The organism is Pseudomonas sp. LSJ-87 (assembly GCF_032971465.1).
Classification (GTDB): domain Bacteria; phylum Pseudomonadota; class Gammaproteobacteria; order Pseudomonadales; family Pseudomonadaceae; genus Aquipseudomonas; species Aquipseudomonas putida_Z.
On sequence record NZ_JAWJYQ010000033.1, the window covers coordinates 61,380 to 79,972 of the forward strand.

At 60.4% G+C, this 18,593-nt stretch carries 16 protein-coding genes, 1 tRNA gene and 2 pseudogenes; 10 read left to right on the top strand and 9 right to left on the bottom strand.

Going from position 1 to position 18,593, the window contains the following annotated elements:
* The first annotated feature begins 33 nt into the window (after window positions 1–33).
* The 7 genes from RYH74_RS19640 to RYH74_RS19670 all read left to right on the top strand — a co-directional run bounded on the left by RYH74_RS19640 (window position 34) and on the right by RYH74_RS19670 (window position 4,766).
* Window positions 34–420, top strand: a complete 387-nt coding sequence (locus RYH74_RS19640; protein WP_286100211.1) for a DUF488 domain-containing protein — start codon at window positions 34–36, stop codon at window positions 418–420.
* A gap of 142 nt (window positions 421–562) precedes the next feature.
* Window positions 563–994, top strand: a complete 432-nt coding sequence (locus RYH74_RS19645; RefSeq protein WP_075045798.1) for a GNAT family N-acetyltransferase — start codon at window positions 563–565, stop codon at window positions 992–994.
* 117 nt (window positions 995–1,111) lie between these two features.
* Window positions 1,112–1,501: a helix-turn-helix domain-containing protein gene (locus tag RYH74_RS19650; protein WP_025339909.1), complete on the top strand. Its 390-nt coding sequence runs from the start codon at window positions 1,112–1,114 to the stop codon at window positions 1,499–1,501.
* 63 nt (window positions 1,502–1,564) lie between these two features.
* Window positions 1,565–2,203 carry a UvrY/SirA/GacA family response regulator transcription factor gene (uvrY, locus tag RYH74_RS19655; RefSeq protein WP_015271036.1) on the top strand — a complete coding sequence of 213 codons (639 nt, stop codon included), beginning with the start codon at window positions 1,565–1,567 and terminating at the stop codon, window positions 2,201–2,203.
* A 6-nt stretch (window positions 2,204–2,209) separates the two neighbouring features.
* Window positions 2,210–4,033, top strand: a complete 1,824-nt coding sequence (gene uvrC / locus RYH74_RS19660; protein ID WP_013973365.1) for an excinuclease ABC subunit UvrC — start codon at window positions 2,210–2,212, stop codon at window positions 4,031–4,033.
* Window positions 4,034–4,065: 32 nt separating this feature from the next.
* The gene (gene pgsA / locus RYH74_RS19665; RefSeq protein ID WP_025339908.1) at window positions 4,066–4,626 is read left to right on the top strand and encodes a CDP-diacylglycerol--glycerol-3-phosphate 3-phosphatidyltransferase; all 561 of its coding nucleotides are present in this window, start codon (window positions 4,066–4,068) and stop codon (window positions 4,624–4,626) included.
* A gap of 64 nt (window positions 4,627–4,690) precedes the next feature.
* Window positions 4,691–4,766 (top strand) — tRNA-Gly (locus RYH74_RS19670).
* A gap of 441 nt (window positions 4,767–5,207) precedes the next feature.
* On the opposite strand, the gene RYH74_RS19675 is transcribed toward RYH74_RS19670, so the two are convergent.
* From RYH74_RS19675 to RYH74_RS19715, 9 genes and pseudogenes are all read right to left on the bottom strand, one after another.
* The gene (locus RYH74_RS19675) at window positions 5,208–5,639 is read right to left on the bottom strand and encodes a hypothetical protein (RefSeq protein ID WP_317409953.1); all 432 of its coding nucleotides are present in this window, start codon (window positions 5,637–5,639) and stop codon (window positions 5,208–5,210) included.
* Between the two features lie 345 nt (window positions 5,640–5,984).
* Window positions 5,985–6,590 (bottom strand): hypothetical protein, encoded by a 606-nt coding sequence (locus RYH74_RS19680; protein ID WP_139833460.1) that lies wholly within the window; start codon window positions 6,588–6,590, stop codon window positions 5,985–5,987.
* 6 nt (window positions 6,591–6,596) lie between these two features.
* On the bottom strand, window positions 6,597–8,579 hold the full coding sequence (locus tag RYH74_RS19685; RefSeq protein WP_317409954.1) for an RHS repeat-associated core domain-containing protein: 1,983 nt from the start codon (window positions 8,577–8,579) through the stop codon (window positions 6,597–6,599).
* Between the two features lie 47 nt (window positions 8,580–8,626).
* On the bottom strand, window positions 8,627–9,064 hold the full coding sequence (locus RYH74_RS19690) for a DcrB-related protein (protein WP_317409955.1): 438 nt from the start codon (window positions 9,062–9,064) through the stop codon (window positions 8,627–8,629).
* 48 nt (window positions 9,065–9,112) lie between these two features.
* Window positions 9,113–9,859 (bottom strand): annotated as a pseudogene (locus RYH74_RS19695) (type VI secretion system Vgr family protein); the annotation flags it as partial.
* 47 nt (window positions 9,860–9,906) lie between these two features.
* Window positions 9,907–10,116 (bottom strand): annotated as a pseudogene (locus tag RYH74_RS19700) (EAL domain-containing protein); the annotation flags it as partial.
* Window positions 10,071–11,363 carry a protoglobin domain-containing protein gene (locus tag RYH74_RS19705; protein WP_317409956.1) on the bottom strand — a complete coding sequence of 431 codons (1,293 nt, stop codon included), beginning with the start codon at window positions 11,361–11,363 and terminating at the stop codon, window positions 10,071–10,073. The pseudogene RYH74_RS19700 and the gene RYH74_RS19705, both read right to left, overlap by 46 nt.
* A gap of 171 nt (window positions 11,364–11,534) precedes the next feature.
* Window positions 11,535–11,846, bottom strand: a complete 312-nt coding sequence (locus tag RYH74_RS19710) for a hypothetical protein (protein WP_317409957.1) — start codon at window positions 11,844–11,846, stop codon at window positions 11,535–11,537.
* A gap of 199 nt (window positions 11,847–12,045) precedes the next feature.
* Window positions 12,046–14,157: a TonB-dependent receptor family protein gene (locus RYH74_RS19715; protein ID WP_075045703.1), complete on the bottom strand. Its 2,112-nt coding sequence runs from the start codon at window positions 14,155–14,157 to the stop codon at window positions 12,046–12,048.
* Between the two features lie 520 nt (window positions 14,158–14,677).
* Between RYH74_RS19715 and RYH74_RS19720 the strand changes: the two genes are divergently transcribed.
* From RYH74_RS19720 to RYH74_RS19730, 3 genes are read left to right on the top strand one after another with little or no spacing between them, the layout of a single operon-like run.
* The gene (locus tag RYH74_RS19720; protein WP_410903106.1) at window positions 14,678–16,396 is read left to right on the top strand and encodes an ABC transporter substrate-binding protein; all 1,719 of its coding nucleotides are present in this window, start codon (window positions 14,678–14,680) and stop codon (window positions 16,394–16,396) included.
* Window positions 16,393–17,325, top strand: coding sequence for an ABC transporter permease (locus RYH74_RS19725; RefSeq protein ID WP_025339885.1), 933 nt, complete (start codon window positions 16,393–16,395; stop codon window positions 17,323–17,325). Before RYH74_RS19720 ends, RYH74_RS19725 begins: the two co-directional genes overlap by 4 nt.
* A gap of 21 nt (window positions 17,326–17,346) precedes the next feature.
* Window positions 17,347–18,591, top strand: a complete 1,245-nt coding sequence (locus tag RYH74_RS19730) for an acyl-CoA dehydrogenase family protein (protein WP_317409958.1) — start codon at window positions 17,347–17,349, stop codon at window positions 18,589–18,591.
* Window positions 18,592–18,593: the final 2 nt, after the last annotated feature.

The following is an 18,593-nucleotide window of genomic DNA, read 5'->3' on the forward strand; positions in this document are numbered from 1 at the left end:
GCTCAAGACGGACGGTAGTGGCAGGAGAAACCCATGATTCGCTGCAAGCGTGTCTACGATGCGGTTGAGCAAGACGACGGTCAGCGCGTGCTGGTCGATCGCCTGTGGCCGCGTAACAAGCGCAAGGACGACCTGCACGGGCAGTGGTTGCGCGAAGTTGCACCCTCGGATGAGTTGCGCAAGGCGTTTCACCAGGGTGAAGTGGATTTCGCCGGCTTCACCCAGCGTTACCAGCAGGAGCTGGCAGCCCACCCCGAGCACTGGTACCCGCTGCTGGACCTGGCCGGAAAGGGCACGCTGACATTGCTTTATGCGGGCAAGGATACCGAGCACAACAATGCCCGGGTGTTGGCTGAATGGCTGGAGGACGAACTGGACCGGCGTGGGCCTGGTAGTTCGCCCGTGTGCTATGCCCCATGATTGATATTCGTTGTGCTGGCCCTATCGCCGGCAAGCCAGCTCCCACAGGTACGGTGCTGCCCTCCAGGCTATCGCTGTACCTGTGGGAGCTGGCTTGCCGGCGATAGGGCCGGGCCTGGCAAACCGAAGAGTCCGAAATGTGATGTCCCTGAAACTGACCCCCGCCAACGACACCCACCGCACCTTCGCCCGCGACCTCACGCGCCGCGCCATGCTGCCGTACTACCGCGAATACGACCTGCTGTGGCTAGAGGAAGCCTTCGACGAAGCCTGGGGCTGGCGCGAGCAGTGGCTGGTGACCGAAGGCGACGCGGTACTCGGCTTCTGCAGCCTCAGCCAGGACCGCCAGGCGCTGTTCATCCGCGAGTTGCACCTGCTACCCGAACACCGTGGGCGTGGGGTCGGCAGCTGGGTGCTGGAGCAGTTGGCACTGTGGGCCCGCCAGCGGCACCTGCCGCTGCTGCGGCTGATGGTGTTTCGCAGCAACCCGGCGCGTGTGCTCTACCAGCGCCACGGCTTTGTCGAAATGGGTGAGGACGAATGCTTTGTGCGCATGCAGCGCACGATCGACTAATAGCTCAATGATGGCTTGTCGCGACTGGTGAGCATCGGCATAGTGACCTCAGGCGTTCACGGCCGCCTGCAGGTGGGTAGGCCGTACATGAGTGTGATCAGGGATAAGGAGACCCCCATGAATGGAATCGGTCCGCGGCTGCGGGAAGAGCGTGAGCGTCTGGGGATGACCCAGCGCGTGTTTGGCGATATCGGCGGGGTCGAACCCAATGCCCAGGGCAAATACGAGAGTGGTGAACGCTCGCCGCGGGTCGATTACCTGGCGGCATTGGCAACCCGGGGCGTGGATGCACTCTATGTGCTCAGCGGTATCCGCACCCCGGCACCGCTCGAGGGGCTGAGCGCCGATGAGTCCGGTTTGCTGGGGGCTTTCCGGCAGTTGTCGTGCGACGATCAGGCGGCACTCTGGCACTTGTTGCGGCGTTTGACCAACAACGACAAATCCCGGCAGACAGTGAGGCCGCTCACGGTTGAACGTCAGGTGTTTCTGACAGAAGGAATGCGTTAGGTCCGCCGTGAAAAATTTTGTTAAGGTGGCGGGATCCAATCGCCCTGCTGACGAGGTGTGTGCTTGATTAGGGTCTTAGTGGTCGACGATCACGATCTGGTACGAACCGGTATTACACGCATGCTGGCCGACATCGATGGCCTGCAGGTGGTGGGTGAGGGCGATTCGGGCGAGTCGGCGCTCAGGCTGGCCCGTGAACTGAAGCCGGATGTGGTGCTGATGGATGTGAAAATGCCCGGCATCGGCGGCCTGGAGGCCACCCGCAAGCTGCTGCGCAGCCACCCGGACATCAAGGTGGTTGCCGTGACCGTGTGCGAGGAAGACCCGTTCCCTACGCGCCTGCTGCAGGCCGGCGCTGCTGGCTACCTGACCAAGGGCGCCGGCCTTGACGAAATGGTCCAGGCCATCCGCCTGGCCTTCGCCGGCCAGCGCTACATCAGCCCCCAGATTGCCCAGCAGATGGCGCTGAAGCCATTCCAGCCACAGGGCTCGCCGTTCGATGCCTTGTCGGAGCGGGAAATCCAGATTGCCCTGATGATCGTCGGCTGCCAGAAAGTGCAGATCATCTCCGACAAGTTGTGCCTCTCGCCCAAGACCGTCAATACTTACCGTTATCGGATCTTTGAAAAACTCTCGGTCACCAGCGACGTCGAACTGACCTTGCTGGCCGTTCGCCACGGTATGGTCGACGCAAGCCTGTAAAACCTCATGTCCCAAGTTTTCGATGCCAGCGCATTCCTGGCTACCTGCAGTGGTCGCCCGGGCGTCTACCGGATGTTCGACGGCGAAGCCCGGCTGCTTTACGTGGGCAAGGCCAAGAACCTCAAGAAGCGCCTGGCCAGCTATTTCCGCAAGACCGGCCTGGCGCCCAAGACCGCCGCGCTGGTGGCCCGCATCGCACAGGTCGAAACCACCATCACCGCCAACGAAACCGAGGCGCTGCTGCTGGAGCAGAACCTGATCAAGGAGTGGCGGCCGCCGTACAACATCCTGCTGCGCGATGACAAATCCTACCCCTACGTGTTCCTTTCCGACGGCGAGTTCCCGCGGCTGGGCATTCACCGTGGGGCGAAGAAGGCCAAGGGCCGCTACTTTGGCCCGTACCCCAGCGCCGGCGCCATTCGCGAAAGCCTCAGCCTGCTGCAAAAGGCATTTTCGGTGCGCCAGTGCGAAGACAGCTACTACGCCAACCGCACCCGGCCATGCCTGCAGTACCAGATCAAACGCTGCAAAGGGCCCTGCACGGGCCTGGTGACCGCCGAGGAATATGCCGAGGACGTGCGCCACTCGGTGATGTTCCTCGAAGGGCGTAGCCAGCAACTGGGCAACGAACTCAATGCCGAGATGGAGAAGGCCGCCATGGCCCTCAATTTCGAGAAGGCCGCCGAGTTGCGCGACCAGATCGCCTTGCTGCGCCGCGTCCAGGACCAGCAGTACATCGAAGGCGGCAGCGGCGACGTCGACGTTATCGCCGCCTTCGTCAACCCCGGCGGCGCCTGCGTGCACCTGATCAGCGTGCGCGGCGGGCGGGTGCTGGGCAGCAAGAACTTCTTCCCGCAGGTAGGCATCGAGGAGGAGGTGGCCGAAGTGATGGCCGCGTTCCTTTCCCAGTACTACCTGGGCAATGCCGAGCGCGAATTGCCGGGCGAACTGATCGTCAACGTGGTGCACGAAGACTTCGCCGCCATCAGCGAAGCCCTGCAGACCCTGCGTGGCCGCGAGCTGACCATCAGCCACCGGGTACGCGGTACCCGCGCCCGCTGGCAGCAGCTGGCGGTGACCAACGCCGAGCAGGCGCTCAATGCCCGCCTGGCCAACCGCCAGCACATGGCCGCACGTTTCGAGGCCCTGGCCGAGGTGCTGGGCCTGGACGAGGTGCCGCAGCGCCTGGAGTGTTACGACATCAGCCATTCCAGCGGCGAAGCCACCGTGGCCAGCTGCGTGGTGTTCGGCCCCGAAGGCCCGCTCAAGTCCGACTACCGTCGCTTCAACATCGAAGGCGTCACCGCTGGTGACGACTACGCCGCCATGCACCAGGCCCTGACCCGCCGTTACGGGCGCATCAAGGATGGCGAGGGCAAGCTGCCCGATGTGCTGCTGGTGGACGGCGGCAAGGGCCAGCTGAACATGGCCCGTGACGTGATGCAGGAGCTGGGCTTCAGCGACCTGACCCTGCTTGGCGTGGCCAAGGGCGTGACGCGCAAGGCCGGTTTCGAAACCCTGTACCTGAACGACGTGCACCATGAGTTCACCCTCAAGGGCGACTCACCGGCCTTGCACCTGATCCAGCAGATCCGCGACGAGGCCCACCGTTTCGCCATCACCGGCCACCGCGCCCGCCGCGGCAAGGCCCGCCGGGTGTCCAGCCTGGAGGATGTGGCCGGGGTAGGGCCCAAGCGCCGGCGCGACCTGCTGAAACATTTCGGCGGCCTGCAGGAGCTCAACCGCGCCAGTGTCGATGAAATCGCCAAAGCACCCGGCATCAGTAAAAAGCTTGCCGAGTCGATTTATGCCAGCCTGCATAGCGAGTAGAATGCGGGCTCAACTTGCGGCCAGTCGTACCGATGAATATTCCAAACCTGCTCACCGTTCTACGCGTCCTGCTCATCCCGATCTTCATCCTGCTGTTCTATGTGCCCTATCACTGGAGCTACATGGCCGCCAGCAGCGTGTTCGCCGTTGCCGCCGCCACCGACTGGCTGGACGGTTATCTGGCGCGCCGCCTGCAGCAGAGTACGCCGTTCGGTGCCTTCCTCGACCCAGTGGCCGACAAGCTGATGGTGGCGGTGGCCCTGGTGCTGCTGGTGCAGACCCACGCCAACTTCTGGCTGACCCTGCCGGCCGCGGTGATCATCGGCCGCGAGATCGTGGTTTCGGCGCTGCGCGAGTGGATGGCCGAACTGGGCGCGCGGGCGCATGTGGCGGTGTCCAACCTTGGCAAGTGGAAAACCGCGGCGCAGATGCTGGCGCTGGTGATCCTGCTGGGCAACCCGCCGGCGGTGACCTTCTGGGTAATCCTCGGCTACGCGCTGCTGCTGGTGGCGGCGGGGCTGACCCTGTGGTCGATGGTGCACTACCTGCTGGCCGCCTGGCCGCACCTGCGCGAAGGCTCGGAGCAGAAATAAAAGTTTTTTTGAATCAAGGGGTTGACGCTGTTTTAGAAATCGCTAGAATGGCACCCATCACGACGCGGGAATAGCTCAGTTGGTAGAGCACGACCTTGCCAAGGTCGGGGTCGCGAGTTCGAGTCTCGTTTCCCGCTCCAAATATAGATTTACAGGGTTTCATGGAAGTCTGTAAATCATTGAAAAAAGACGCTTCGGCGTCTTTTTTCGTTTCAGTCAGGTCCATCAGGATCCGTGGGCATTCGGGCCTTTCCAGGCTTTGTACGAAATCCCAAGTAACCCAATCACCGCCCCTCGAACGCTGAAACTTTGCAGAGTCCCCCCGCATCGACGGAAAGGCATTCTGTGATGGCTAAGCGTTGTGAATATTCGGACGAGGTGTGAGGTGTGGTCTCCGATCTTCTTCATCAAGCCCAGCAGCTACCGGCTGAAGGTGGGGGGGCGCCTGCAGCATCCACGAACTAGGGCAAAGCCCTGGTTTGGAGGCGATCGATGCCTGAAAATCGACTTTGCTGCGTCAAGAAGTTGCTTATTGCAGCTCGGGGAAAATTGTTAGAACTTTCCCGGTACAGCAACTTTGGTCATGAGGGCTTGGTTTCAGTGAATATTCTTTCAATTTCCCTTGCGTATTGTCTGGGGTAGGGTATTCGGATCTTTATTATGTATTCTGGTAGTTCGATTTTTCTCTTCGATATTATGTAGTATTCAATAGTGTGGCCGATTGGGAAATTTACCTTGGGGGCGTGATTGATTATATTGTCTCTGCCTCCATTTGGCTCTCTGTAGGTGGCTTGTTTTTTTATGATGTAAGCAATTAAATGTTTTTGGTGGTTTGATATGGTGTGCAGCAAATCTTCGCAAGAAAGCGAGGCATGTTGCATCCATTTTTCCATTAGATTTATAATGGGTTTGTGAACTTTTGAGCTTCTATCTATTTTCTCAGGGATGTGCTTGTCTAAGTCGTCAAGGAAGGTTGTGTAGGTGTCGGACTGCATAAGTTCGGAAAGTTTCATTTAAAATCCTTTGTAATTCTTAGATCTCGCAATACCTCAATTAACTCACTCCCTGGGTGTCTGTAGGGATCTTTGGCTGCATGCTTCCAAGCTGTTACTTTTTCAAGGTTGTATGGGGTGTGAATGTGTTTGCCGTCGCGTTGAGGTCAGTGGCGGTGGTATAGCTCGATCGAGACGTTTCTAGTTCTTTCCTCTTGGGTTTTGAAATGAAACTCTCTGACTCGAATTCTTGGGGCAAGGCCTAGGCGCACTCTGAACATATTTACTGGTGAGTACATGCCCTAGGCGCTGCTTTGAGGTGACAACTGTTGTCGTCATGAGATGCTTTTCCTGGACTCGTTAGGGTTATTTGATATCGGGTTGCTTTTTACTTGCTACGAAATATGCAAAGGCGTTATTCGTGAGGTACTTTCCATTTTGTCCGCTGTAATAACTAGCAGCGTCTGGCCATGCAAGGAAATTATTTTCTGGTTTTTCGGAAATGTTGCCGCTTTTGCGGTCAATTGAAAAAAGTTGCATCGCTCCCTTCCTAGCTATCTTAAAGACTGTTTTTACAAACAAATCGGTTGCCGGGTCTTTCTTGGGGTCGTATGAAGCAGATAGTCTTCCATTTCGAAGGCAGGTGGGATCGTAGTCTGCTATGTTGGGTCTGATGTACTGGATGAGACCAGGGCCGATCGTCGCCCCGAAGTAGGAGTTTCTATCCTCGTTGGGGAATATATAATTTTTGCTGTATATGTGCTCTGGTAGTATTAGTTTGTTCCATATGGAGTGCTGTGGGCTGTCATTGTGGCATTCATTTAACGTGGGCATTATTTTGGGTGATCGCTCCTCCCATTTTCCTGTCTCGATAAATGTTATCTCGGGAAGTTGAGATAGCAGTTCTTTGGAGAAGCTAAGTTCATCGGCTTTCGTCATAAATACTAGGAGTGTTGGTGTTTTGTTGGCCATTATTGATTACCTTATTATGATTTGCCCGACTGGCATGTTGGTGGTGTCTAAAGATCCTGGGCTAGTAATTTTCCCTTTGACGATGGTGATTACGATAGCGCTAGGGTCTTGTTTCGTGATTCGGATGGCATTATCCCATTCGCGTTGTGACATTCCGTTGATTTTTCCTTTGTCCACTGTTTGAATGTATACGGTTCGGCCCTTGGCATCAGTGAATGTCATGTCTGTATATGAACCTCCCTTCCGACCTAATCCTCCAGGTAGAGGCTTTAAGTATGTCTCTCTAAGTTCAATGCCAGTCCCTGTCTGTCGTCCCCCTTGAGTATGCGACATAGGTGAGAGTTTATTGTCACGTAAGAACTGATCTCTAATTTGATCCATGTGACGTTTCGTTAGTGTATTCCCCCGGCGGCAAAGCCCCAGAGGGTCGATCCATGCGGCGGTGTTGGGGCCGTACTGGTAGAGGTTTATTCCACCTGCCAACCCTGCAGGATCCGGTGTGGTGAACCTTCCCACATCTGGATCATAAAATCTGAACGTGTTGTAGTGTAACCCCGTCTCTCGGTCAAGGTACTGACCTTGGTATCGCAAATTCTGCTCGCGCTCTTGCTGTGGACTGCGCCATTCATCTCGTGTGGCTCCCCAACCGTGATAATCGATGCGCCACAATGTATGACCATCTTCATCCGTTAACTGTTCGGGCAACCCGGCCAAGTTGGAGTGGAAATGCCGTATTTCTTCTTCATTCAGATTCTCGTCTATACGTGCTAGTGGCTCATAGCTGTTAGGGCTCGCATAGATATAAAGGGTGGGCAGTGAGCTCTGTACTTCTTGTAGCAAGCGTAATCCCTGCCAGTGAAACAGCGTCCGGCATAATGGCTCAGCTTCGCCTGGCTTGTAGATCGCCTTGCAGACCCGTCGCCCCAGCGGGTCGTAGGAAAATACAATGCGTTCAACCTCACCATATCTCTCCTGCTCCAGGCACACCAGCCTATGTTCGGCGTCATACTCGAAGCGCTGCAACCGATGGCTACCGATTCGCTTCTCACTTAAGCGGCCAAAGCGGTCGTAGCGGTAGCGCTTGTCCTGATAGGCGAGGACACGGTTGTGCTCCAATAGTCCGTTGAGCTTTGGCCCGTCGAACATGTTTCCTGCCTTGTCGTACTTGAAATCCTCGACCTGTGTCGCCTGCCAGTTGAGACGTGCCTGTTGGACGGTTTGAAGTTGTTGGTTGGGATCGTAGCCATACCGATTGCTGCCTGTGTAGCTCCTACCCGTATGGGGTTGGTTGTGAAAGCGACCGATGACCTGTTCGAGGTGGGCATCTTCATCACTGGGAGCGCAGGACATGCCTTTGCGCTGGGTCTGAGTCAGCACTTCGGCGACAAGGTTGTCGCTGGCGTCATAACGATAGGTTTTGTCCAGTAACGGAAGAACTTCAGCGGGGGCATCGCGGTAGTGGATTGCCTTGCCACTCAAGCGCCCACTTTTGTCATAACGGGTGCGCGTAATCAGGCTGCCTTGGGTGCGCATGACTTCGTCATGCACGGCATCACGCTCAAAGTCACTAATGACCCGGCCGTCCAGGTTGATCTGGTGCAGGTGCCCACTGCCGTAGTAGAGGTAATTGATATTGCGTTGATCGGGGAGGGTGAGCGTCTGCAGGTTGCCCAACTCGTCGTAGAGATACTGCAACAGCCCGGCGCTGCTAGTTTCGCTCAACAGTTGCCCTGCGGGGTCGTAGGTGTATTCAAGCTGCTGTTCTTCACCCTGATTATTTGTGAAAGTGATGGACAACAGGTTGTCGGCGGTGTCGTAGCAGTAGTCGGTAATGCCATCCTCGGTGCGCTTGCTCAGCAGGCGGCCGACGGCATCACGTTCGAAGTCGTGGCGAATCGGCGTTGTTCGAGTTGCCGGGGCGTTCTCGGACAAAGGCGCTTGTTCATGGGGAGAGGGCACGTGGGTGAGGGTGGTGACCCCATCCAACACGTCGTATTCATAAATGCGACCACTGCCATCCAGGTCTTCCTGCGCGATTAGGCGGTCCAGCTTGTCCCAGCCAAAGCGATACGATTCATCGTTTTCGTTGGTGAGCTGCTCAAAGGGCTTGGCTTGCTGTAGTTGATCACCAGCAGCCGGTGCTGACCTGGAATCATGCAGGCGGCCTGGAGCTGGAAGTTGGGCTTGTCCCCCACCTTGAATTCAATGGCCATTTCGCGGGCTTCGACGGAGTTTTCACCGCCCCCCAAACGCGCGATCTTCGTGGGTGTGATGGTCATTGCCCCGGACTTTTTCCGCAGCATCCGCAGTTGGTCATCGATGGCTTGGTCCAGGGTCTTGTCATTGGCGACGGGGCTGCGCGCCATCACCAACGTGGTGTCTCGGGCACGAAAGCGCAGCATGTTGAGCGTGAGGTCTTCAGGTGCTTCCTCGCCTAGATTGAGGATCAGGTCGTGAGTCAGGTATTCCGTCATTGCGGGAGTCCTTTCAGGAGTTTTTTACGTACGGGCAAGTGCAAGCAGCTACTTGAAATGCCCATCCACATCGGCTTTCAGTGCACTGCTATCGCGTCCATCCGCTGCGGCACCCGCCGCTCCGCCCTCAGGGTTGAGGTCGAGCTTCGCTGCGGGCGTGTTGATCTGTCCGGTCTGTTGCCCGGTGAGGTTGAAGGTCTCGCAGGTGATATTGAGCGTGCCGTTGGCCTGCATCTCGATCAGTGTCTTGCCGCACTTGAGGCGCAGGGTGTTGCCTGCTTCGATCTCGTAGTCGCCGGCGATGAGGTCGTTTTTGCCGCCGCCGACTTTCAGGGTGTCGTTGGCTTTCACCACGCGCAGGTGATTGCGGCCGATGGCAACGGACTCGTCCTGGCCAATGCTCTGGGTCCGATCAACACCGACGGTGAGAGACTGGTTGTTGTTGACCTGGGTGTTCTGGTCCTTCTGGGCGTGGATGAATACCTCTTCCTTGCCCAGTTCGTCCTCAAAGCGCAGCTCATTGAAACCATCCCCTTTGTGGGTCTGGCTTTTGATGGTCATGCGGGTCTTGTGGTCGGGCAGGTCGTAGGGCGGGAGCTGATCACCACAGTAGGTACGCCCGGTAATCATCGGCTGGTCGGGGTCACCGTTGACGTACTGGATGATCACGTCCTGGCCGATGCGCGGGATCGCCATCGCGCCCCAGCTGCCACCGGCCCAGCCTTGCGACACGCGCACCCAGCAGGAGCTGAACTCGTTGTTCCGGCTTTCACGGTCCCAGGGAAAGCTGACCTTTGCTGGCAAGCCTGGCGCAGTACCCATTCGCCGACGCGGATGATCTCTCCCGACTCCTCCAGCGCAGGGATGAACTCCAGTGGCGAGATCAAGCGTTCGCCATGGCGCCACCGCAGCAGCGCTTCGACCCCGGTCACCAGCGGTGTCCCTTGGTCCAGGCGATAGATCGGTTGGTAATACAGCTCGAATTCATTCTGTTGCAGTGCCTGGCCTAGCGCGGACTCCAGTTCCAGATGCTGCTGTGCGGTGTCTTGCAATGTTTCGTCGTAGTGGGCGAAGCGCGCCTTGCCGGCAGACTTGGCTCGGTAGAGGGCAAGGTCGGCAGCCTGCAGCACATCCAGGGCTTTGCCATTGTCGTGCAATAGCGGAACAGTTGGTCAGTGGGGCGCAGGGATTCTTTCAAGCGCACAGCCACTTCCACCAGCACGCGATCACCGACGTTGTGGCCGAGGCTATCGTTGATCAGCTTGAAGCGGTCCAGGTCGATGAACAGCAACGCCTCGTAGTCACCGCCCTTGCGCTGCTTCCTGAAGGTCTTCTGCATCTGCTCGTCAAGCCGGATGCGGTTGGCCAGGCCGGTCAACGGGTCGTGCTGGGCGGTATGTTGTAGGCGATGCTCGGCATCCTTGCGTGCACTGATATCGGACTGCGAGCCAGCCATGCGTAGCTCGCCAGGGGTGGTCATTTCGGCGACCCCTCGCACGAGGACCCAGATGTAGTCACCGCTGTGCTTGCGGATACGGTACTCATGGTGAACGGACGATGTCTGCCCTTGTAGATGGGCATCGATGGCATGGCGAAAATCCGGCAGGTCGTCCGGGTGCACGCGACCGAACCAACTGGAACTGCTCTCGCCGATGCTATCGCGGCTGAGGCCAAGCATGCTGGCCCAGCGCTCCGAGACGTAAAGCCGATCCTGGTCGACGTGCCAGTCCCACAGCCCGTCGTTGGCACCGCGTAGCGCGCGGGCAAAGCGAGCCTCGCTATCTTCCAGCGCCTTGTGCTGGGCCGCACTGTAGGTATCGATGGCCAGCGTCATGTCGAAGAACACCGCCTTCAACAGGCTTGAATAGAGCGTGGCATCCGGGCTGTTGCCAAACACGCTTTCCAGCATGTCGTCGAGGTACAGCCGATAGCTGCCGAGGTACCACTTCAACTCCAGGCCGATCTGCTGGTGGATCACGCCGATACGCAGGCGGCCGTTGACGTAGGTTTCATCGTAGGGGCCGCCCCACAGGCACTGGTAGTACTCGGCCTGGCTCTGCTTCAAACGGGCGGTGACCTCCGGCGTGCGAAGCAATGCAGACGGCGTGGAGAATTCCGCCAGGTGACGGTACAGATGGTCGACGAAAGCCTGCTGGGACGGGGCCATGTACTGAGCTGCCGCACCTAGTCGCCTGGCGTCTTCGGCGCTCCAGTCGAGAAAGCGAAAGCGTTCGGCAATCTCCGCGTGATCGAGACGGATACGCTTGAGCAATTCCTCGAGGTCTTTTGTCACCTTCATTCGCATCCCCCGGTGTTGTTGAAGATTCCTTTCCGCTGAACCAAAAAAAAGCGCCGTGGCAACAAGTTCTGTTCAAGAACTTGTTGCCACGGCGCTTCGTCTTTCAGGCCTATTATCCTGCTCGGCAAAGCCGGTTCCCGCAGGGCGGAACCTGGTGATGGCACATTCACATCATTCAGGATCTTCCGACAATTTATCCAGCAATGCAACCAAGCGTCGCCGCAGCAGCCCCAGTTCGCGGGATTTGAAGGCGTGTCGGGTTTGTTCGAGAACCTCGGTGGCATCCAGCAAAGCGGCCTGTACCTGCCCAGCCGAGCCCAACTTTGCTTCACCGAGCCAGCGGCAAAGCGGTACGGCGCTGCAATTGCCAGGCGTACTCAGTACCTCGCAATCAGGTGCTATAGGTGCCAACAGCTGGCGCAATTGATCGGCCAGTTCAAGATTGTTGCAGATAATTCTGGTTGCCGGGTTGGACTCGCTCATCAAACTGCATTCCCATATGTTTGGTGTGCTGTTTACAACACCGCCTATGGCGTTTGATTGATTCAGGTCAATGCTGAAACCTTCCACTTGCACCGTGAAGCCCTTCGGTGCGAATAGCGCTCCTGGAAACCGAGCGCCGTGGGGCGGCGCTCGATTTCGAATGCGTAATGGACGCGCCATCAAACACGTTGCTGCGTGGTCAGTACCTGAACTCGACCCCCACGTACGCGCCAATCCCATCCCCCGGCCAGAACGACGCAGTATCCTGCCCGCGCGCGTTGTACACCGGCGTCACCGCCGTCACGTACGCCTTGTTTGCCAGGTTCTTCAGGTCCAGCGACACCTTCCAGTTGCCCTTCGGTGCCTCATACCCCAGGTTCGCCCCCCAGATGGTGTACGACGGCGCATACAGGGTATTGGCATAGTCCACTGCCGTACGCGAGGCGGACTGCACGTTGATTCCGGTGTACCAGCCGCTGTGGTCCTGGTACTGCAGCTCGCCCTGGTAGATGTGCTTGGGCACGCCCGGCAACTGGTTGTCGCCGAAGGTGTCGTCATGCCGGTAGTAGAAGTCGTTGTAGGTGTACACCTGACGCCAGCGTACCAGGTCGCCCTGCGGGTTTTCCCAGAGACGGGTGTTGAGCCCGGCCTCGACACCCTGGTGGATGGTCGGTGAGGCGTTGAAGGCGCCGGTGACCGCTGCCGACGATGACGTGGCGGGGATGATCTGCACATTCAGCAGCTCGTCGTGGATCCACGAGCGGTACAGTGCCAGGCTGCCATCGAAGATGCCGTGCGAGCCCTTGATACCGACCTCGAAGGTGTTGGCCTTCTGCTCCACCAACGGGCGGATGTAAGGCAGGGTCGGCCCGGAGCCCGAATATTCCCAGGAAGCAGGCGGGTCGATGCTGCGGCTGAAGTTGGTGAATACCTGCAGGTTCGGGCTGAACTCGTAGCGCAGGCCGATGCGCGGGGCGACGCTCCAGTTGTCGTAGTCCACGTGCTGCGGGAAGTTGGTGGTGTTGGGGTTCACCGCGTGGTCGATGTTGATCTTGCGCCGCACGTTGATGAACGACACGCCGCTGGTAAGCCAGAGGTTGTCGACCAGGTTGATATCGTTGCCCAGTGCGATCACCCGGTCGAACGAATCCTTGTAGTTGACCTGCTTGAGCGACAGCTTGTCGTCATTGGCCGAGTTCACCCCGCCACGCAGGTGCTGGGTGGAGGTGAAGGCGATGCTGCTGCGGCTTTCGTGGCCGAACAGGTAGTCGACCCGGTCGTAGCCCAGCAGCAGGCCGAGGTCGTGCCAGTCCCAGTAACTGGGATTGCTCGGGCTGCGCGGGCTGTTGGTATGGCGATAGTCGTGATACGACAGGCCGAAGGTCAGCCGTGCATCGTCGTCAAAGGTATAAGTGGTCTTGCTGCCCACCCAGATGCTGCCCGGGCGGCGTGCACCGGCACCGCTGGTCTCGGCGGTGGCGCTGGCGCGGCGCGGGTGGTGCAGCGCGGCGTCGAGGGTGGTGGCGCTGGGGTCGTTGTGGGTTTCGTCGCGGTAGCGCAGCAGCAGGCGGGTTTCCAGCTTTGGGCTGAAGCGGTAGCCGGCATTGGCGACGATGCCCGAGCTCTTCGACAGGCTGTAGTCGCGAAAACCCTCGTTGCGGTAGTTGTCGGCCTGCAGGTAGTAGTCCAGGTCGCCCTCGACCCCACCGTAGCTGATGCTCTGCTTCTGGTAGTGGTAGCTGCCGGCTTCGGCGCGCACGCGCAGGCCGGGGGCGCTGTAGCCGCTGTGGTTGACGAAGTTGACCGCGCCGCCGAGGGTCAGCGCGCCATATTGAAAGGCGTTGGCGCCGCGCAGGATTTCGGTGTAGTTCACGCCGCTGGCGTTGAGGAATTCGTAGGGTGTGCCGCCAGGGCCGGTCAGCGGCAGGCCGTCGAACAGGAACTTGATGCCCTCGCGGAAATAGCCGGGCGAGGTATTGGCACCGGAGCCGCGGATCGAGATCTTCGCCGCGTCGTTGCCGCCGGTGGACTGCACGAATACCCCGGGCTGGTAGCCGAGGGTGTCCTGCAGTGTGGCAGTGCGGCCTTTGGCGACCTCTTCGCTGTCGACCACGCTGGTGCCGCCGGGCACTTCGGCCAGGGCGCTGGCGGCCTGTTGTACTTCGGATTGCTTGGCGGCCTGCACGGTCACCGTGCCCAGGGTTTGCTCAGCGGCCAGTACCGTGACCGGGGCCAGCAGGGCCGTGGCCGCGGTGGCCAGGGCGGCGTGGCGGATGGCCAGGCGCAGTGGTTGGGGTTGAATCGCACGCATCGTTCAATTCCTTGCAAGTCATCGTAGGTCCTCGGCGTTCTATGGGAATAGTCAGGCCTGTCGAAATGTGTAAGAGCAGTTTCTGTGCCAGCTGGCGAAAGGCCGGAAGTTTGGGGGTGTGGCCAAAGTTTTAGTGTGAAGTGCTGAATAAAACAGCAAATTTTGTTGCGCTCCTGTTGTTTGCGGAACAGTGCAGGTTATATCCAAATATCCGAATGCTATGTCGCAACCTGTGGGAGCGGCTTTAGCCGCGAACACCGGCGCAGCCGGTGCCATGCAGCGCGTTGGATTCTTCGCGGCTGAAGCCGCTCCCACAGGGGATGCGGATTGCTTGCAATTTCAGTTATCTACGCGACAGCGCAGCCCAAAGGGTTGGATGTTGTCAGCGCAACAGGGATGAAACAGTTTGTATGGTTAATGCGTCAGGCGGTTTGAACTAGCCTCAATGAATGCGCAGTGTTAGCGCTGGCACGACAACTGCAATAGCCCTTTATGTAGCCGTCTATATAAAGGGCCCGTTGTGCAGCTGAATTCCCGATTATTCAATACATGCCTGGTGGCCAGTGCGCTGTTGGTTGCCGTCTGCTCACCCGCCACGTCCGCGCAGAGCCAGGCGCTGCTCAAGGGTGAAGCGCTCAGCGAAGTGAACGGCGTGATGCGCTACCCGGCCAGCGACTTCGTCGAGCAACAGCCCGGCAAGCGCGGTGGCACCCTGCGCGTGTCAGCGGCGAGCGACGCTGGCAGCTTCGATATACACGCGCTGTCCAACGGCAACATGCAGTGGATGGGCCGCATCCTGTTCGACTGCCTGGTGTACCAGGCCGAGGACGGTACCCTCACGCCGTGGCTGGCGAAAAGCTGGGACATCAGCGCCGACGGCCTGACCTACACCTTCCACCTGCGTGACGACGTCACTTTCAGCGATGGCGAGCGCTTCAACGCCGAGGCGGTGCGGGTCAACCTCGAACACATGCGTGACCCCGTGACCAAGTCGCCACTGGCCGCCGCCTATATCGCGCCGTACCTGCAGGGGCGGGTGGTGGACGAGTACACATTCGAGGCGACCCTGCGTGCGCCCTATGCGCCGTTTCTCGATGTGCTGTCGCAGGCCTGGCTGGGGATGATCTCGCCACGGCAGATCCTCGAGGCGCCGAAGACCATCGCCAGCCAGCCCATCGGCACCGGGCCTTTCGTGCTGACCGGCTGGGTGCGCGACCAGCGTGCCATCTTTGTCCGCCGCCCGGGGTACGACTGGGCACCGCCGGCAATCAACCACCAGGGCGAGGCCTACCTGGACGGCATCGAGCTGAGCTACGTGCCCGAAGCGATGATCCGCTACACCTCCCTGGAAGCTGCCGACAACGACATGGCCCTGGACGCACCGGCGCAGAATGCCGCGGCGATCCGCGCCAACCCGAAGCTGACCCTGCGCAACCGCATTCGCAAGGGCAACCCGTCGCGCAGCATCACCTTCAATGTCGACCGTGCGCCGTTCGATGACGTGCGGGTGCGCCAGGCCGTGGCCAAGGCCATCGACCGTGATGGCCTGGCGTGGATCTCCGGCTTCGGCGAGTACCTGGCCAAGGGGGATTTCCTTGCCGTGAATACCCCCGGCTATGACCCGGTGGCCCGCGAGGCCCTGGCCTTCGACCCGGTCGAAGCAGGGCGCTTGCTCGACGCCGCCGGCTGGACCGGGCGTGACGGCGAAGGCTATCGCAGCCGTGATGGCCGGCGCCTCGGGGCGACCTTGCTGACCTATGACAACCCGGCGTTCCCGGCCAATGTCCCGGTGGCTGCCCAGGCAGACCTGCGCAAGGTCGGCTTCGACCTGCGCATCGAGCTGCTGCCGCTCAGCAAGGTCATGGAGCTGCGTTACCTCGGCAACTTCGACGCCATCGGCGGTGGCTACTGGCACACCAACACGGCCGATGGCCTGTACATCCTCTACCACAGCCAATCCATCCCCAGCGCACGAATGATCGGCCAGAACGTCGGCCACTTCCGTGATGCCACCCTCGACCAGTTGCTCGGTGCCGCCCGGCGCAGCACCGACCCGACGCAACGCCGCGAGCTGTATCGCCAGGCCCAGCAACGCCTGGGCGAGACCGTGCCGGCCGTGCCCTCGGTGGAAAGCCAGATGCTGCTGGCCTACCGCAACGCGGTCGGCGGCGTGCTGTTCGATGGTTCGCACAACGTTCCCCTGTTCACCAGCGTGTGGCTGGCAAAGGAGCAACCATGAAACTGCTGATCATCTTGCTGCGCCGCCTGCGTGACGGTGTGATCGTGCTATGGGCGGCGGCCAGCCTGACCTTCCTCGGCATGCAACACAGCGGTGGCGACACCGCCCTGGCGATCCTCGGCGGCCCGGATGCCATGCCGAGCGAAGCGCTGCTGGCCCAGGTGCGCGCCGAGTACGGCCTCGATCAACCGCTGTGGGTGCAATACGGCCACTACCTGGCGCGCCTGGCCAAGGGCGACCTGGGCGAGTCGTACCGGTTGCGCATACCGGTCGGCCAGGCGATTGGCGAGCAGGCCGCCGCGACCTTGGCGCTGGCCAGCAGCGCGGCTGTGCTGGCGGTGCTGCTGGCGGTGGCCTCGGCGCTGCTCACCGCCAACCGCGGGCGGCGTTTGCGCGCGGTGGTGTCGGGCATCGAGCTGTTGCTGTCCTCGGCCCCCAACTTCGTGATCGGCACGGTGCTGCTGCTGGCCTTCGCGTTCCACTTCCATTGGCTACCGCCGTCCGGGTCCAGCGGTTGGCGCTCGCTGGTGCTACCGAGCCTGGCCCTGGCGCTGCCGATCGCGGCGGTGCTTGCACAGGTGTTGCGCCAGTCGCTGGAGCAGGTACTGGAACAACCCTTCATCACCCAGGCCCGTGCACGTGGCATGGGTGATATCGCTGTGCGGCTGCGCCACGCCCTGCGCCATGCCCTGGTGCCGCTGGTGACCCTGGCCGGCTACGTGTTCGCCAGCCTGCTCGGCGGCGCCGTGGTGCTGGAGCTGCTGTTCGGCCGCCAAGGCATTGGCCGTTTGATGCTCGACGCTACCGCCAGCAAGGACGTGCCACTGGTGCTCGGCGTAACCCTGCTGGCGGCAGCGATCTACGTGCTGGTCAACCTGCTGGTGGACCTGGCGACCCAGGCCATCGACCCGCGCACCGCACGCGTCTGAATTCAAGAGAAAGGAACCATCATGAGCCAAACCACGATTACCGATGCCGAACTGGATGCGCATTTCGCGCCGATCTATGCGCGTATTGCCGAAGGCGCGGTGGCCCGCGAGCAGCAGCGCACCCTGGCCCATGAGCCGGTGGCCTGGTTGCGCGAGGCCCGCTTCGGTGCCCTGCGCGTGCCACGCAGCCACGGCGGCTCAGGCGCAACCTTGCCGCAGTTGCTGCGCCAGCTGGTGCGCCTGGGGCAAGCCGATTCCAACCTGCCGCAAATCTTCCGCGCCCACTTCGGCTTCGTCGAAGGGCGGCTGTCGTCCGGCGACGCCGCCTCCCAGGACTACTGGTTCACCCGCGTGGTCGCCGGTGAACTATGGGGCGCGGCCATGGCCGAGCGCACCGACAGTACCGGCAATAGCGTGCAGTTGAGCGAAGACGAAGGCGGTTACCGCCTGGACGGCGAAAAGTACTACTGCACCGGCACGTTGTACGCCGATTGGGTGGCGGCAGTGGCCAACCATGGCGACGACTTTGTCAGCCTCGTGGTGCCGACCCGTGCGCCGGGCGTGGAGCGGGTCGACGACTGGGACGGCTTCGGCCAGCGGTTGACTGGCAGTGGCACCACCCGTTTCACCCGGGTCAGCGTGCAGCCGCAGCATTTGCTGCGCCGTTTCGCCAAGGGCGAGTTGCGTGCCGAGTCGTACCTCACCGCGTTCTACCAGGCGGTGCATCTGGCCACCCTGGCGGGTATCGGCCAGGCGGTACTGGCCGATGCCGTAGCGTTCGTCCAGGGCCGCACCCGCGCCTTCGGTGTGCCGGGGCAGTCGCAGCCGGCCGCAGACCCGCGGGTGCAGGCGGTGATCGGTCGCCTGTCGAGCCTGGCCTTCGCCGCCAATGCGCAAGTCACCGCCGTGGGCCAGAGCCTGCAGGCGGTGTACGAAGCCGGCCAGCACGGGGAGGTAGCCGAGCAGCTTTACACCGACGCCGAGATCCATGCCTTTCAGGCGCAGCAGATCGTCCTGCCGCAAGTGCTGGAAGCGAGCACCTTGCTGTTCGAAGTCGGCGGCGCATCGGCCACCAGCAATGCCCAGCGCCTCGACCGCCACTGGCGCAATGCCCGCACTCTGGCTTCGCACAACCCGGCGATCTACCGCGAGCAGGCGTTGGGCAACTACTACCTCAATGGCATCAGCCCGGCCCAGGCCTGGCGTGCCCTTCATGCCAGCGCCAGCGAAGGGCAGGGCAGCGGCGACGAAGCCAGCGCAGTCTGATC

Coding starts and splice junctions, on each gene's coding strand:
- RYH74_RS19640 (WP_286100211.1), top strand. CDS start 34: ATGATTCGCTGCAAGCGTGTCTACGATGCGGTTGAGCAAGACGACGGT.
- RYH74_RS19645 (WP_075045798.1), top strand. CDS start 563: ATGTCCCTGAAACTGACCCCCGCCAACGACACCCACCGCACCTTCGCC.
- RYH74_RS19650 (WP_025339909.1), top strand. CDS start 1,112: ATGAATGGAATCGGTCCGCGGCTGCGGGAAGAGCGTGAGCGTCTGGGG.
- uvrC (WP_013973365.1), top strand. CDS start 2,210: ATGTCCCAAGTTTTCGATGCCAGCGCATTCCTGGCTACCTGCAGTGGT.
- pgsA (WP_025339908.1), top strand. CDS start 4,066: ATGAATATTCCAAACCTGCTCACCGTTCTACGCGTCCTGCTCATCCCG.
- RYH74_RS19675 (WP_317409953.1), bottom strand. CDS start 5,639: ATGAAACTTTCCGAACTTATGCAGTCCGACACCTACACAACCTTCCTT.
- RYH74_RS19680 (WP_139833460.1), bottom strand. CDS start 6,590: ATGGCCAACAAAACACCAACACTCCTAGTATTTATGACGAAAGCCGAT.
- RYH74_RS19690 (WP_317409955.1), bottom strand. CDS start 9,064: ATGACGGAATACCTGACTCACGACCTGATCCTCAATCTAGGCGAGGAA.
- RYH74_RS19705 (WP_317409956.1), bottom strand. CDS start 11,363: ATGAAGGTGACAAAAGACCTCGAGGAATTGCTCAAGCGTATCCGTCTC.
- RYH74_RS19710 (WP_317409957.1), bottom strand. CDS start 11,846: ATGAGCGAGTCCAACCCGGCAACCAGAATTATCTGCAACAATCTTGAA.
- RYH74_RS19715 (WP_075045703.1), bottom strand. CDS start 14,157: ATGCGTGCGATTCAACCCCAACCACTGCGCCTGGCCATCCGCCACGCC.
- RYH74_RS19725 (WP_025339885.1), top strand. CDS start 16,393: ATGAAACTGCTGATCATCTTGCTGCGCCGCCTGCGTGACGGTGTGATC.
- RYH74_RS19730 (WP_317409958.1), top strand. CDS start 17,347: ATGAGCCAAACCACGATTACCGATGCCGAACTGGATGCGCATTTCGCG.